The organism is Rhizobium tropici CIAT 899 (assembly GCF_000330885.1).
Classification (GTDB): Bacteria; Pseudomonadota; Alphaproteobacteria; order Rhizobiales; family Rhizobiaceae; genus Rhizobium; species Rhizobium tropici.
This window is the reverse complement of sequence record NC_020062.1, coordinates 841,389-855,134: the sequence shown is the minus strand read 5'-3', so window position 1 is coordinate 855,134 and position 13,746 is coordinate 841,389. Positions and strand designations below refer to the sequence as shown.

General features: G+C 57.9%; 17 protein-coding genes and 1 riboswitch. Of the genes, 6 read left to right on the top strand and 11 right to left on the bottom strand.

Annotated elements, in window-relative coordinates:
* Positions 1–109: 109 nt before the first annotated feature.
* Complete coding sequence (locus RTCIAT899_RS26095; RefSeq protein WP_015342823.1) at positions 110–331, bottom strand: hypothetical protein; 222 nt, start codon at positions 329–331, stop codon at positions 110–112.
* A 355-nt stretch (positions 332–686) separates the two neighbouring features.
* Between RTCIAT899_RS26095 and RTCIAT899_RS26085 the strand changes: the two genes are divergently transcribed.
* A complete protein-coding gene (locus RTCIAT899_RS26085; protein ID WP_015342821.1) occupies positions 687–965 on the top strand; it encodes an HU family DNA-binding protein in 279 nt (92 codons plus the stop codon).
* A gap of 156 nt (positions 966–1,121) precedes the next feature.
* On the opposite strand, the gene nrdF is transcribed toward RTCIAT899_RS26085, so the two are convergent.
* The 5 genes from nrdF to RTCIAT899_RS33580 form a co-directional block, all read right to left on the bottom strand.
* Positions 1,122–2,096, bottom strand: a complete 975-nt coding sequence (nrdF, locus tag RTCIAT899_RS26080; RefSeq protein WP_015342820.1) for a class 1b ribonucleoside-diphosphate reductase subunit beta — start codon at positions 2,094–2,096, stop codon at positions 1,122–1,124.
* Between the two features lie 20 nt (positions 2,097–2,116).
* On the bottom strand, positions 2,117–4,198 hold the full coding sequence (nrdE, locus tag RTCIAT899_RS26075; protein WP_425281489.1) for a class 1b ribonucleoside-diphosphate reductase subunit alpha: 2,082 nt from the start codon (positions 4,196–4,198) through the stop codon (positions 2,117–2,119).
* Positions 4,199–4,314: 116 nt separating this feature from the next.
* Positions 4,315–4,710, bottom strand: coding sequence for a class Ib ribonucleoside-diphosphate reductase assembly flavoprotein NrdI (nrdI, locus tag RTCIAT899_RS26070; RefSeq protein WP_015342818.1), 396 nt, complete (start codon positions 4,708–4,710; stop codon positions 4,315–4,317).
* Positions 4,711–4,721: 11 nt separating this feature from the next.
* Complete coding sequence (gene nrdH / locus RTCIAT899_RS26065; protein ID WP_015342817.1) at positions 4,722–4,943, bottom strand: glutaredoxin-like protein NrdH; 222 nt, start codon at positions 4,941–4,943, stop codon at positions 4,722–4,724.
* 247 nt (positions 4,944–5,190) lie between these two features.
* Positions 5,191–5,408: riboswitch (cobalamin riboswitch) on the bottom strand.
* Positions 5,409–5,529: 121 nt separating this feature from the next.
* Entirely contained in the window at positions 5,530–5,832 is a 303-nt protein-coding gene (locus RTCIAT899_RS33580) for a hypothetical protein (RefSeq protein ID WP_041678181.1), read from the bottom strand.
* Positions 5,833–5,886: 54 nt separating this feature from the next.
* Between RTCIAT899_RS33580 and RTCIAT899_RS26050 the strand changes: the two genes are divergently transcribed.
* On the top strand, positions 5,887–7,083 hold the full coding sequence (locus RTCIAT899_RS26050; protein WP_004110519.1) for an IS256 family transposase: 1,197 nt from the start codon (positions 5,887–5,889) through the stop codon (positions 7,081–7,083).
* Between the two features lie 40 nt (positions 7,084–7,123).
* On the opposite strand, the gene RTCIAT899_RS26045 is transcribed toward RTCIAT899_RS26050, so the two are convergent.
* The 3 genes from RTCIAT899_RS26045 to RTCIAT899_RS26035 all read right to left on the bottom strand — a co-directional run bounded on the left by RTCIAT899_RS26045 (position 7,124) and on the right by RTCIAT899_RS26035 (position 9,102).
* Positions 7,124–7,993 carry an FUSC family protein gene (locus tag RTCIAT899_RS26045; protein ID WP_051043338.1) on the bottom strand — a complete coding sequence of 290 codons (870 nt, stop codon included), beginning with the start codon at positions 7,991–7,993 and terminating at the stop codon, positions 7,124–7,126.
* Positions 7,994–8,218: 225 nt separating this feature from the next.
* Entirely contained in the window at positions 8,219–8,761 is a 543-nt protein-coding gene (locus RTCIAT899_RS26040; RefSeq protein WP_015342816.1) for a DUF1269 domain-containing protein, read from the bottom strand.
* Between the two features lie 50 nt (positions 8,762–8,811).
* Complete coding sequence (locus RTCIAT899_RS26035) at positions 8,812–9,102, bottom strand: hypothetical protein (RefSeq protein ID WP_015342815.1); 291 nt, start codon at positions 9,100–9,102, stop codon at positions 8,812–8,814.
* A gap of 280 nt (positions 9,103–9,382) precedes the next feature.
* On the opposite strand from RTCIAT899_RS26035, the gene RTCIAT899_RS33705 reads away from it, so the two are divergent.
* Together RTCIAT899_RS33705 and RTCIAT899_RS26025 are read left to right on the top strand one after the other, a co-directional pair.
* Positions 9,383–9,649: a hypothetical protein gene (locus tag RTCIAT899_RS33705; RefSeq protein WP_135488115.1), complete on the top strand. Its 267-nt coding sequence runs from the start codon at positions 9,383–9,385 to the stop codon at positions 9,647–9,649.
* 62 nt (positions 9,650–9,711) lie between these two features.
* Positions 9,712–10,191, top strand: a complete 480-nt coding sequence (locus RTCIAT899_RS26025) for a pyridoxamine 5'-phosphate oxidase family protein (RefSeq protein ID WP_015342813.1) — start codon at positions 9,712–9,714, stop codon at positions 10,189–10,191.
* A gap of 74 nt (positions 10,192–10,265) precedes the next feature.
* Here RTCIAT899_RS26025 and RTCIAT899_RS26020 read toward each other — a convergent pair whose 3' ends face one another.
* Positions 10,266–10,490, bottom strand: a complete 225-nt coding sequence (locus RTCIAT899_RS26020; RefSeq protein ID WP_015342812.1) for a hypothetical protein — start codon at positions 10,488–10,490, stop codon at positions 10,266–10,268.
* 742 nt (positions 10,491–11,232) lie between these two features.
* On the opposite strand from RTCIAT899_RS26020, the gene RTCIAT899_RS26015 reads away from it, so the two are divergent.
* Positions 11,233–11,865: a putative nucleotide-diphospho-sugar transferase gene (locus RTCIAT899_RS26015; protein ID WP_135488114.1), complete on the top strand. Its 633-nt coding sequence runs from the start codon at positions 11,233–11,235 to the stop codon at positions 11,863–11,865.
* A 1-nt stretch (position 11,866) separates the two neighbouring features.
* Here the strand turns inward: RTCIAT899_RS26015 and RTCIAT899_RS26010 are convergent, their stop codons facing one another.
* On the bottom strand, positions 11,867–12,790 hold the full coding sequence (locus RTCIAT899_RS26010) for a phytanoyl-CoA dioxygenase family protein (protein WP_041678179.1): 924 nt from the start codon (positions 12,788–12,790) through the stop codon (positions 11,867–11,869).
* Positions 12,791–12,887: 97 nt separating this feature from the next.
* Between RTCIAT899_RS26010 and RTCIAT899_RS26005 the strand changes: the two genes are divergently transcribed.
* Positions 12,888–13,715 carry a helix-turn-helix domain-containing protein gene (locus RTCIAT899_RS26005; RefSeq protein WP_041678178.1) on the top strand — a complete coding sequence of 276 codons (828 nt, stop codon included), beginning with the start codon at positions 12,888–12,890 and terminating at the stop codon, positions 13,713–13,715.
* The last annotated feature ends 31 nt before the right edge of the window (positions 13,716–13,746 follow it).

Below are 13,746 nucleotides of genomic sequence, written 5' to 3'. Positions count from 1 at the left end.
CTGTTCGTGATTGTAAGGCTGCGATTTTAAGTTGGTGCAATTTTTGGACTTCAACCCCAAAGAAAGGTGGCCGCACACGGATGACTGCCCACAATCTTCGAAGACGATCCTAATCTTCATCAGCTTTATCGATCAGGCCATCATAGATTTCCATCATTGCGTTGGTGATCGCCTGGCCAAGTGCGTTGCCGGCCGCGCGGACATCGTCATCCGTGCCGTCCCGTGCTGCTCTTGCCAGTTCAAAGCCTTCATTGCTGATGATCTGCTTTGCGACCTCGATTGCCCACAGCCCGAAATCGCCGCGGTTGTCTATCTTGATCTCGTGTTCCATTGCTTGTCCCATTCATCCATCGTGAGCAAGCCTCTATAGAGCCAACCAGCGAAAGGCCACCCCGATCGCGCCGCCATAGCGGGTGTCCATATGGTGAAAAGATGCGCCGTTGCCCCAAGGTTCGTCCATTTCCGGAGATTCGCGCGCTTCTGCGGATACCCGTTTGTCGCTCTCTATCGGCTGCATGATCAGGTCTTCGCCTGGAAAATCATCCTCGGAAAGGCTCCAAAATGGCGTCAATGCGTCGGAACCTGTGGAAATGCAGGCTTTCTCGCCCTTTCATGTCAGAACTCCTCGTGACAACTGGCATCTCCAATGGAAATGATTCCGCCGTTATCAATGCGGGGGAAGCCTCATGACCACTACCAATGAAATTGCAGACAAGATTGCCGCTGACCACAAGCTGACCAAGGCACAGGGCAAGGCAATCGTCGAAGCCGTCTTTGCCGCCATCACCGGAGCCGCGACCTCCGGCGCCGAAACCTCCATTCCGGGTTTTGGCAAGTTCAAGGTCAAGGATACGCCGGAGCGCGAAGCACGCAACCCCGGAACGGGCGCAACCATCAAGGTTGCAGCATCGAAGAAGCTGACCTTCACGCCTGCAAAGGCGCTGAAGGATGCGCTCAACAAATAATCCCTGCTCTGGCCGGCAAGGCCCGTAGGCTCCATGACCGACCCTATCCGCTAGGGCCGGTCATTTGGCGTTTCATACGAACGCAAGCGCCGCTTCGTCTTGAGGCGGTTTCGAAAATACTGGCTCGAACTGCCTAAGCTGCGCCAAGCTCCATCCTCAGAAATTCCAATCCTCATCCTCTGTGGCGACCGCCTTGCCGATCACATAGGACGAGCCCGAGCCAGAAAAGAAGTCGTGGTTCTCATCCGCATTCGGCGATAACGCCGAGAGGATGGCGGGATTGACCTTGCAGGCTTCAGCGGGGAAGAGCGCCTCGTAGCCTAGGTTCATCAGCGCCTTGTTGGCGTTGTAATGCAGAAACTTCTTGACGTCTTCTGATAGCCCGACGCCGTCATAGAGCGCTTCGGTATATTTGGCCTCGTTGTCATAAAGCTCCAGCAGAAGATCGAAGGCAAAGTCCTTGATCTCCTGGCGTTGCCCGTCCGAAAGCCGCTCAAGCCCGCGCTGAAATTTGTAGCCGATGTAATAGCCATGCACGGCTTCGTCGCGGATGATGAGGCGGATCATATCGGCTGTGTTGGTGAGCTTGGCGCGGCTCGACCAGAACATCGGCAGATAGAAGCCGGAATAGAACAGGAAGCTCTCAAGGAAGACGCTCGCGACTTTCTTCTTCAAGGGATCGCCGGAGGCATATTGCTCGATGATCAGCGTAGACTTCTTCTGTAGGAATTCGTTCTCCTCCGACCAGCGATAGGCATCATCGACATCCGGCGTCAGGCAGAGCGTCGAAAAGATCGACGAATAGGAGCGCGCATGCACCGCTTCCATGAAGGAGATATTCGACAGCACCGCTTCTTCGTGCGGGGTTACGGCATCAGCCATCAGCTTTACGGCGCCGACGCCGTTCTGGATCGTGTCGAGCAGCGTGAGGCCGGTGAAGACGCGGATGGTGAGCTGCTGTTCCTCCGGCTTCAGCGTGGCCCAGGACTGGATGTCATTCGACAGCGGCACCTTTTCCGGCAGCCAGAAATTACCGGTCAGGCGGTTCCAGACTTCGAGATCCTTATCGTCTTCAATGCGGTTCCAGTTAATGGCGCGAACGCGGCTTGCCGGCTTGAATTGCATGTTCATTGTCATCGTCCCTCAAAGGTTCAGAGCGTGCAGGAAACGCAGCCCTGAACCTGCGTGCCTTCGAGCGCCATCTGGCGAAGCCGGATGTAGTAGATGGTCTTGATGCCCTTCTTCCAGGCATAGATCTGCGCCTTGTTGATATCGCGCGTGGTCGCGGTGTCGCGGAAGAACAGCGTGAGCGACAGGCCCTGGTCGACATGCTGGGTCGCGGCCGCATAGGTATCGATGATCTTTTCCGGACCGATTTCGTAGGCGTCCTGGTAGTAATCGAGATTGTCGTTCGTCATGAAGGCAGCCGGGTAGTAGACGCGGCCGATCTTGCCTTCCTTGCGGATCTCGATCTTGGAGACGATCGGGTGGATCGAAGAGGTCGAGTGGTTGATATAGGAGATCGAGCCCGTCGGCGGCACGGCCTGCAGGTTCTGATTATAGAGACCGCCTTCCATTACGGCCTGCTTCAATTCGAGCCAATCCTCCTGCGTCGGGATGGCGATGCCGGCTCTTTCAAAGATTTCCGCGACACGCTCGGTCGCCGGCTTCCATTCCCGCTCGGTATATTTGTCGAAATACTCGCCGGAGGCATATTTCGAATTCTCGAAACCCTTGAAGCTCTGGCTTCGCTCGACCGCAAGCAGGTTCGAAGCGCGAATGGCGTGGTAGGTCACCGTGTAGAAGTAGATATTGGTAAAATCGACGCCTTCTTCCGAACCGTAGAAGATGCGCTCGCGGGCGAGATAGCCGTGCAGGTTCATCTGGCCGAGGCCGATCGCATGGCTTTCGTCATTGCCCTTCTCGATCGAAGGCACGGAAGAGATGTGGCTCATGTCGGAGACAGCCGTCAGCGCGCGGATCGACATTTCGATCGTCTTGCCGAAATCGGGGCTGTCCATGGCGGCAGCAATGTTGAGCGAGCCGAGATTGCAGGAGATGTCCTTGCCCATATGCTTGTAGGAGAGGTCGTCGCCATATTCGCTGGCTTCGCTCACCTGCAGGATTTCCGAGCAGAGATTGCTCATGGTGATACGGCCGGCGATGGGGTTTGCACGATTCACCGTGTCCTCGAACATGATGTAGGGATAGCCGCTCTCGAACTGGATTTCGGCGATGACCTGGAAGAAGTCGCGCGCCTTGATCTTCTTCTTGCGGATGCGGCTGTCTGCCACCATCTCGCGGTACTTTTCCGTCACCGAGATCTCGGTAAACGGCACGCCATAGACGCGTTCCACGTCATAGGGCGAGAACAGGTACATATCGTCGTTGTTCTTCGCGAGCTCGAAGGTGATGTCGGGAATGACGACACCGAGCGACAGCGTCTTGATGCGGATCTTCTCGTCGGCATTTTCGCGCTTGGTATCGAGGAAGCGCATGATGTCCGGGTGGTGGGCGTTCAGATAGACGGCGCCCGCCCCCTGCCGCGCGCCAAGCTGGTTGGCGTAGGAGAAGGAGTCCTCAAGCAGCTTCATGACAGGAATGATGCCGGACGACTGGTTCTCGATGTGCTTGATCGGCGCACCGGCCTCACGGATGTTGGTGAGCGATAGCGCCACGCCTCCGCCGCGTTTCGAAAGCTGCAGAGCCGAGTTAATGGCGCGGCCGATCGATTCCATATTGTCTTCGACACGCAGCAGGAAGCAGGAGACCAGCTCTCCGCGCTGCTTCTTGCCGGCATTGAGGAAGGTCGGCGTTGCCGGCTGGAACCGGCCGGAGATGATCTCGTCCACCAGATCGCGCGCGATCTGCTCGCTGCCCTGCGCCAGCGTCAGCGCTACCATGCAGATGCGGTCTTCATAACGCTCGAGATAGCGCTTTCCATCGAAGGTCTTCAGCGTGTAGCTGGTGTAGTATTTGAAGGCGCCGAGGAAGGTCGGAAAACGGAATTTCTTCGCATAGGCCTGATCGAAGAGATCGCGCACGAAATTGAAGGAATATTGATCCAGCACCTCCTGCTCGTAGTAGCCTTCCGTCACCAGATAATCGAGCTTTTCCCTCAGGTTATGGAAGAAGACCGTGTTCTGGTTGACGTGCTGGAGAAAGTACTGCTTGGCCGCCATGCGATCCCTGTCGAGCTGGATTTTTCCGTGCTCGTCATAGAGGTTCAGCATGGCGTTCAGTGCGTGATAATCCAAGGCCGGTTCCGCGGCCTTGGCTGGCCGGTCATTCGCGGGATGAGAAAAAGTGCTCAGCGGTTTTTCGCCCGCATCCCGCGATAAAGAAGAGCTTAGCGTGTCCAAAATCGTTCCAATCCGTATCTGACATTGGCGACATCCTCATCCGTGCCCAGAAGTTCGAACCGATAGAGATACGGTACCTGGCATTTGGCAGAGACAATGTCGCCGGCGATCCCATAGGTCGCGCCGAAGTTGCTGTTGCCCGCGGCGATGACCCCGCGGATGTTCGAACGGTTGCCCGCATCGTTGAGGAAGCGGATCACCTGCTTGGGCACGGCCCCCTTGCCGCCGTCGCCGCAATAGGTCGGGACGATCAGGACGTAGGGCGAGGTCGCACGAAACTCGTCCCCCACGGAAAGCGGGATACGAGCAGCCGGCAATGCGAGCTTGACAACGAAGCGATGGGTATTTTCCGACCGGCTGGAGAAATAGACGATCTCGCCCACCGCCCGGATCCTCAAGCGAGGGTGCTGATCATGTCGGGACGGAAGCCGGCCCAATGCAGCTCGCCGGCGACAACAACCGGAACCTGGCGATAGCCGAGACCTTGCACCAGTTCATAAGCGGCAGCGTCGGTCGATACGTCGACGATGGTGTAGTCGATGCCTTGGCGATCAAGGGCGCGGGTCGTGGCTGTGCACTGGACGCAGGCGGGCTTGCTGTAGACGGTAATGCTCATGAGATATCCTCGTATGGATGGGCATGGAAAATCGCTCGGGCATCGGATGATGCCCGCTCGGCGGGTGAAAAGCGGAGGCAAACCTAGCTCGTGGCCGGACGCATTTAAGCGACCGTCACTCGCGCGGGCGACTATGGATACTCAGGAACATGCACTTCACCCCGAAGTTATCAGCGGGACCTTCGAGGAAGCGATGGCGACCATCATGCCGCTTGGATCATCGCTCGCCAGTCGGACACCCCGCCCGTGGACGTCAATGCTCAAGGCAGGTCTCCTGGCTCGCGGGTCATAACATTCGTCTTGCCTTCCCAAAGCACGAGGCCTCAGTGACGTCATCAAACGAATGCTCACCGCTCACAGTTGCGGGGGCAGCTCCGGCTTGGCAAGCATCATGCTCGCCGACCGGATTCCCATCTTAGCCTCCAATCCTTGCGAATCAGAAGAACCTCGAACACAAGATATAGTATCCTCGGTTAAAATTGCGTCAACTGCTTCGACAGCCTCAATCGGATTTCCACGTTGCTGGATGTCGACCATCGCACCCAACGCAGAGACTTGGGACTGGCCAAAAACAGGCTGGAGCCTTTCAATTGACGTTGCTTTCGCGGATGCGGTCGGCGAGATCGAGAAAATTCTGGCGCATGCGCCGCAATGTGAAATCGAGACCGAACAACCGGCCCGTTTCGCTAAATCCCATCGACTGGGCGGCCTCGGAAGTCTGAAGAGTGCTGAACGCGGCCTCGAAAGCCGCGTCGCCTGCCGAAAGCACATCCGGATCGATTTCGCCACCGGCACGCAACGCCCGGCCGCATGCCTCCGCAAAACGGGCCTGTGCCTCCAGCATTCCGATCGTGTCCCATGGAGTGGTGTAGCTTGATTTCATAGCCATCGGTGATTTCCGGTAGGGTCGGGTTGCTTAGAGCCAACCTGAGGGACACCACCGATGACCGACGACATGATGAACCTGCGCTCACTCGTTGAGAAGAGCGCTGATGCCGATTTGCTGCGGGAGATGATCGGCTTTGCTGCCGAGAAGCTGATGGCGCTGGAGGTCGGCACGAAGACCGGCGCGGCCTATGGCGAGAAGAATGGCTTCCGGCTGGCCCAGCGTAACGGCTATCGCGACCGGGATTGGGAGACACGGGCGGGCACCGTCGAGCTGCGCATTCCCAAGCTTCGCACCGGCAGCTACTTCCCGAGCTTCCTGGAGCCGCGCCGCATGGCCGAGAAGGCTCTGACGGCGGTCATCCAGGAGGCTTATATCCAGGGTGTTTCGACCCGCTCTGTTGATGACCTCGTCAAGGCCATGGGCATGTCGGGCATCTCCAAAAGTCAGGTGTCCCGGCTCTGCGAGGAGATCGATGAGAAGGTGAAGGCCTTCCTCGACAGGCCCATCGAAGGAGAATGGCCCTACCTGTGGATCGATGCGACCTACCTCAAGGTTCGGCGCGGTGGTCGTATTGTCTCCGTCGCCGTAATCATCGCCGTCGGCGTCAACACCGATGGCCGACGCGAAGTGCTCGGCATGGAGATCGGCACGTCCGAGGCCGAGGCGATCTGGACCGAGTTTCTTCGAAAGCTGATCAGGCGGGGGCTGCGCGGCGTCAAGCTCGTCGTCTCCGATGCCCATGAGGGCATCAAGGCCGCAGTATCGAAAGTGCTTTCCGCCACCTGGCAGCGCTGCAGGGTGCACTTTATGCGCAATGCCTTGGCCCATGCTGGAAAGAGCGGACGCCGGGTTGTCTCCGCGTTCATTGCAACGGCCTTCGCTCAGGACACGCCGGAGGCCGCAAGCACTCAGTGGCGCAACGTCGCCGACCAGATCAGGCCAAAGGTACCGAAGCTCGCCAGTCTCATGGACAGTGCCGAGCAAGACGTGCTCGCCTACATGACCTTTCCCAAGCAGCATTGGGCCAAACTTCACTCGACCAACCCCATTGAGCGATTGAACGGTGAGATCAAGCGGCGCACAGAGGTCGTCGGCATTTTCCCCAACGACGACGCCATCGTGCGCCTGGTCGGTGCGCTGCTGCTCGAACAGAACGATGAATGGGCCGTCCAGCGATCCCGCTACATGACACTTGAGACAATCGCCACAATGAGCGATGATCCGCTCATCAGCCTGCCAGCAGCAAGCTGATACTCATCCGACCCTCTGGGATGAGCCGTGGTCGTCTAAGCTACACCACGTCCTGGGACATGATCAGCATTCCGCCAGCCTGGAGCCCGATCGCTTCTACAATCGCTGGCGGGAAAGGTGTTTCCACGATGTGGCTGAGATAGGTCATGTCGTTGCGGATGCGCCAGAGCGAACGGGGAATGGCTTCCGAAATTCCCTGGCGTGTCAGCCAGAAGGCGCGCTCGCGCTGCGCGTCGGTCAAAAGCGCTTCCGTCGCCATCAAGGACTGACGCAGGGCAATATTTGCCTCGGTGGCCGATACAGGCTCACCCTTTTCGACGCCGGCTGCAAGCCTTCGCAAGATCTGCGCCATGAGGTCGAGTGCCGACCCGAAGCGATCCAACACCATGGTCCGCGAGCGCGTCGGCAGGATGAACAGGCTGGCGAGCACGCCGACGACACCGCCGAGCGTAATCTCGGCAATGCGATCGATCACGAAAATCTCGACGGGAACGGCGGCGGAATGTGTCAACATGACGATCGCGGCCGTCAGTCCGGCATTGCGCAGACGAGGCACGCGCGCCGCCACGAAACTTGAAAAGCCGACGACGCAGATCAGGGCAATGCCAATCGCAAGCGGCTCCTGCGGCGTGACGAAGACCGCAATACCTCCGAGCACGGCGCCTGCGACCGTCGCAATCAGCCGGTCGAAAGCCGCTCCAGCGGTCGCGCCCACCGACGCCTGCATGACGATCAGTACCGTGAAGACGGCCCAATAGCCCTGCTGGAGATGGAGATGCTGTGAAATGGCATAGGTGATCGTGCACGCGATCATGACTCTTAGCGCCTGCAGCGTCGCGCGTTTGGTCTGAATCAGCGATATTTTGGGTTTTTCCGGCGGCTGGTTTTGACGAATTACAGGATCGGTCATCGCGCAAGTTTTCGCCTGGAAACATGTGCTGACAATGGCCGTCCGGGGCTTGCCCTCTCCCTGCTGCGGCTAGTGAATGACCGCATGACCTACAATGGCAGTATTTGCCCGATTAGGGAAGGCGCGCAGGTAATGGCGAGCGCACCGTTCAATCCTCGAGCCACCGTGCTTCCTGGACGAAAGCACGGCCTCCGCCGACGACAGGAGTAGAGATCGGAATTACGTTCAGACGGTGGCGGAAGCCTCAGGCGTCGGTGAGGTCTCGTCGACAAGCACCTGGCGCAGCCGCGCCTCCTGCTCGGGCGACAGCGAGGTGCGCAGCAGCCGCGCATGCTCGCCCTTGAATTCGGCAAGCACCTTTTCCGGCTGAACCTTGCGGATCAGGAGGAAAAGCGCGGAACTCTTCGCCGGAATGGTTTCGGCCAGGCGCTTCATGAGATCGTCGTCGATACCGTAATCGGCCATCGATCCGGCAAGAGCGCCGGAGCCGGCACCGATTGCGCCGCCGACGACGAGCCCAGCAAGAGGATTGAGGAAAAGTAGACCAACGAGCGAACCCCAGAGAGCGCCCGAAAGACCACCGCTTGCAGCGCCTGCCGCCGTCAGATTGACACTCTGCTTCAGACGAACCTTTCCGGATTCATCACGAACGGCGATGACGGCATCCTCCAGATCGATCAAATATTCTTTTTCGAGCTGAACGAGGCGGTTCAGGACAGCGTCCGCTTTGTCGGCATCATCGAAACCAAGCACAATAAGTTCTGACATCGAAATCCTCCGGGTCGTGTTGTCGAAACGAGAAGTGAGGCGTGCAGCCCTTAGTGAACAGCCGTGCTGACCAATCGGTAAGGATGAGTAGCATTGAACTGCGAGATCATTGCGACAGCTTGTTGCAAAAGCCGTTCGGCATTTTCCGGATCGTCGCGGGCAAGCTCGTCTGCATTGACGCGGATCGCTTCCGCCATATTGGTGGACAGGATGGCGAATTGTTTGTTGCCTTCGACGAGGGCCTCGCGTGCATTGCCTTCCAATGTCTTCGCAACATCGATGAGAATTTCCTCGCGCTCTTCGACGCTGAGTTCTTCGATGGTTTTTGTTCTTACTTCCATTTTGGTCACTCCTGAGAGACGTGATTGTGACCGAGCTCATAAAGCCTCGGCTGTCACTCACTTAGGAAGACGCAAATTCGGGTTCAAGGTTCCATTCCGCCCAGCCTTCTGGCCTCCATCGACAAAGGAAATCCGCGTTTGCCTCGCGAGTACGGAACAATGGGCGCGCCGCGCGGTTTGACCGACGTGGCCAGTCGCCCCCGCACTAAGGAAGGCTCTCGGCCGCGCCATCTTCAAAATGACGCGAGACTTCGCGGAGCAGACGAACAGGATGAGCGAAATGACAGACACGCGACGCGACAATGGCAACTCGAAGACCGAGCATGACGCCACCCGCAATCGCGCTGGATCGGTTCCCGCCGACCAGACCAAAGGTGAGATCGACGCGGCGTCGGAACACGTCAAAGAGCGCGCTGCTGACGACGTGCCCAATATCGAAGCGGAAAAAGAAGCCGTTCGCCAGCATGGCGACGCCTTCGTCGTGAAGAGCGATCTTGACGATGCGGACCAGCGTGAGGCTACACCGGGCACTCGCGAGCAGCCATAGATCCTTCAGCGGATGATCTCAACTCAACTCCCTCTCTTTGCAATCAAAACCAGGAGACAGCCATGACGGACACCGACGAGAACGCGCGCGTTTGGGAATTGGTCGACAAGATCGGCTTTTGCATGCTGACCACGCAAATATCCGGAAGCCTGCGCGCACGGCCGATGGCTGCACATCCCGAACCGATCGAAAATGCGATTTATTTCCTGACGGATGTCGCGGGCCACAAGGATGAGGAGATCGCCCGCTGGCCGAATGTCTGCCTCGCCTTCGCCGACACCCGGGGTCAAAAATATGTTTCGATCTCCGGGACGGCTGAAGTCAGCAACGACCGTGAACGCGTTAGGGATCTCTGGTCCACGGGAGCCAGGGCCTGGTGGGACAGCGCCGACGATCCCTCGATCCGCGTTTTGAAAGTGACGCCTGTCTTCGCTGAATATTGGGATAGCCCCGGCAGCGTCATCAGCTACATCAAGATGGCGGCGGCAGCTATCTCGAATTCGAGACCCGACATGGGCGACAATGCAAAGGTTGAGCTTTAGGAATATTAGAGCCTGCAGCCATGCCGTATATAGGTGGCGGCATGGCTAGCATCAGGCCTTGAAAACGCCAATTGCTACTCTTCCCACTCCTCATCGTCGGCGGAAAGCAGATCCACCAGCGCTGCCACCTTACCATCAGGCAGATGGCGGCCCTCGCCGATCAAAGCCTCATCGCTATTGACCCAAGCCCATGCCTCGGACAGATCCGTCGGCGTTGCGCCTGTCGCAACGATATCGGCGATAAGGGTCTCGTCGACAGGGCCGAGTACGGTGGTGACGTCTTGCGAGGTCAATGTCATGTCCTGCTCCTCTTCCTGTTTGTCAGACCATGAACATCCCTGAAATATAGAAACGCTGGGATCAACTTCCACCCGCGACCAAGCTGCGGAGACACAAAGTATCTCCATTAAATAATTGAAATATCTAGATAAAAACCTTCATTTCCAGCAAAAGAAAATCTTGCCGAGATGAACTGTGTCCAGGCTCAACGGCTTTCTACGAAAAGCAAGGGGAGCAGTCTTGAACTGCTCAGAATGTTGGGCCGGCTGCGCCGCTCTTCAGCGTGAAATAAGCAAAGGCTGCTACGAAAAACGCAATGACGGCCAGGATCGCCAACAAACGCTTGAGCCAGGGAGGCGTTTGTCTCGGTGGTTTCGGCTTCGGACGACGTTCAAACTTGATGACATTATCGGACATGACAATCGATTAGCGAAGATCAAACGGTTTGCCAATCCGGTACGAACGCCAGCGATGTGACCTATCCGCCATCGGCCAGCCAAAATGCCCATTCATCCAAACTCTCAATCTCGTCCGCAACGCTTTCAAGGTGGCGGATATCGATTGAAGCTTACAAACCCCGAAGGTGCCTTCTTGAATATCCTCAATAAAATTCGCCCCTGGAGTCCGCAGCAGCGTGCATTGATTGTCCCCTTCCCAGCCACACGGGATCTGGCCGAACGCACATCCAAGGCAACCAGCGCCGACGGCCCGATTGTGGCATTTTTTACCGAGGGCAGTTTTTACGAACAGGAAAAGGAACGTATGGCCCATTCAGCGGAGCGGATCGGGCTGAAGGTCTCTGCAACGGCAGTCCCCAGCGCCGGCAGCTGGGTATTGAATGCCGGGCTGAAACCAGGTTTCCTGCTTCAGGAAAGGGCAAGGCTGCGCGGGCCTTTGCTCTATGTCGACGTCGATGCCGTCTTCCACCGCAATCCCTGGCCGGAGCTTCGTAAGCTCGAATGCGATATTGCCGTCTATTATGAAGGCGATGAACGCCTTATCAGCGCGACCATTCTCATCAACGATACGCCTGGCGCGGCGCAGCTCATCGAGCGCTGGCGGGAAGGATGCCTTGCCAAGCCCGACGTGTGGGATCAGGTCGTTCTGGAGGAAATCATCACCGAGGATGCGGCAAGCACGAAGCCGCAATTCAAGGTGGCGAAACTGCCTGCCGCCTTCTGCTGGATATTCGACCGGCTCGAAAATGGGTCCGTCGGCGAAGTCTTCATCGAGCAGCTACAGGCAAGCCGCGAGGCGACCAAGCGCAAACGCTGGTTTGGCCGCATCGGCAAACGGCTGAAGCGCCGTCGCGATCGGGTCGAGGAAATCGAACGCGTGCTAAAGGATGACAATTGGGGCACGCTTCGAACGAGCCTGCAACAGGATCAAACCTGACTCACAGCATGTCGCCGAGCGTCCAGTGGTTGTTCCATCGCGCATCGATCTCGTCCTCGACGTTCTGATAGCGAATGTCGGTGGAAAGGCGCAATCTGTGCTGCCTGTCCTGATTGGTGGTCGAGGCGTGGATCATGAACGGTGAATGGAGCATGACGTCGCCTGCCTCATAGTCGGCGACCAGCCAGCGCGTATCGAAGCGTTCCGCCATATCCGGCAGATCCTTCGAGACCCAGCCACCCTCCGTCATGTTTCGATTATAGGCGCTCACGCGTTCCTCAGGACTGAGATCCTTGTTCTTTTCGCTGAACTCGTGCTCCATTCGGGCACCGATGGCGTGCGATCCTTCCAAATAGGTCAGACCGCTCATTTCGATCGGGATATCCCCGATCGGTATCCATGCCGTCACGATCCGGCTGGTGCCGCCGCGAAGATAGACCAGATCGTAATGGGCTGGCGTCGCCGTCGTCGTTCCCGGCCGCACATGGCGCATGATCTTGCGCTTGTGCAGATAGGAGATGCCCGAGAGGAATTCGTCCATGAAGCGCGAAAGACGCGGCTGGGCGCAAAAGCCCTCATAGGCGACCGAGCGCACGAGCGACATCAGGCAACGATCGACATCCCGGCCTTCCGCCGCCGAGGCGATTCCATCCCTCGGGTCCGTTCCTTCCGCAATCAGCCCTGTCTTCGCCATATGGCCGAAGACCCAGCCGCGAAAATCGATCACGTCCCTACGCGGCAGGAAACCCTTGAGCCATACATAGCCGTTCTCCTCGTAAAGCCGACGGATTGGCTCCATACCGATGCCTGGATCGGTCGGGGTGAGATAGCCGAGCCGATGAGCCGCAGTAGAGAGAATCTTTCCATTGGCAACAAGGTTGAGTGCATTCTCGCCGGAGGGCACGGCCTGCATGGGAATCGACATTTCACTCGCCTATGGTTTGAACTGATTGCCCATTGAATCTAGCTGTCAGCGATGGTTCACTACATGGACGAAAGTGATACTGGACTTTTCGCTCACCATGAAGCCGGCAAAACATGCCATCTACCGCTCACCGCTTGCAGCCACGGGAGGACTGTCGGTCACCGGCAGCGGCAGGCAACACGCCATGCATGCCGTCACCGCGCGGAAGCTGCCGAGCTATGCGGTGGTTCTCGTCGAGAGCGGCCAGGGCTTTCTCGAAACGGATGCCGCCGGCCGCAGAAGCGTGAAAGGCCCGGCGCTCTTCTGGCTCTTCCCGAACCGCCAGCATTCGTACGGCCCTGATGCTGAAGGTTGGAGCGAACGATGGGCGCTTTTCGAAGGCTCTCTCGTGCGCGACTTTCTGCGCCTTCGCCTCATCAGCGAGCAGAATCCGCTCATTACCCTACGTAATCTCGACAGCGTGCAGCGTCTTTTCGGCACGATCCAAGACGATCTCATCGAGGATACCAACCTGTCGAGAGCAGCCGCCGCCGCCGCTCTTCATCAGATGGTCATTCTGGCCGCACGGCAGGCGAGCCAGGCCGTTCCCTCCCCTCAGCAAGGCTCGGATATCGGGGAAATCATCGAGGCGCTTCGCCAAAGAGCGACACAATCCCTTGATATGGCAGCTTTTGCCGCTGAATACGGCATGTCATCCGCAACGCTACGGCGGAAAATCACGGCGGAAGTCGGGCTTCCGCCAAAGGGCTTTCAGCTTCGTGTGCGCATGGACCGTGCCAAGGAGTTGCTGACGATGACGGACGACAAGATCGAGATCATCGCCTCGAAAGTCGGGTTCGATGATCCGTTCTATTTCTCCCGACTATTCCATGAGCGCGAAAACTGCACGCCGCGCGAATTCCGCGCCCGCTATCGGAGAAGCTGATCGATCAAGATATCTCGAACATGTCGCTGCG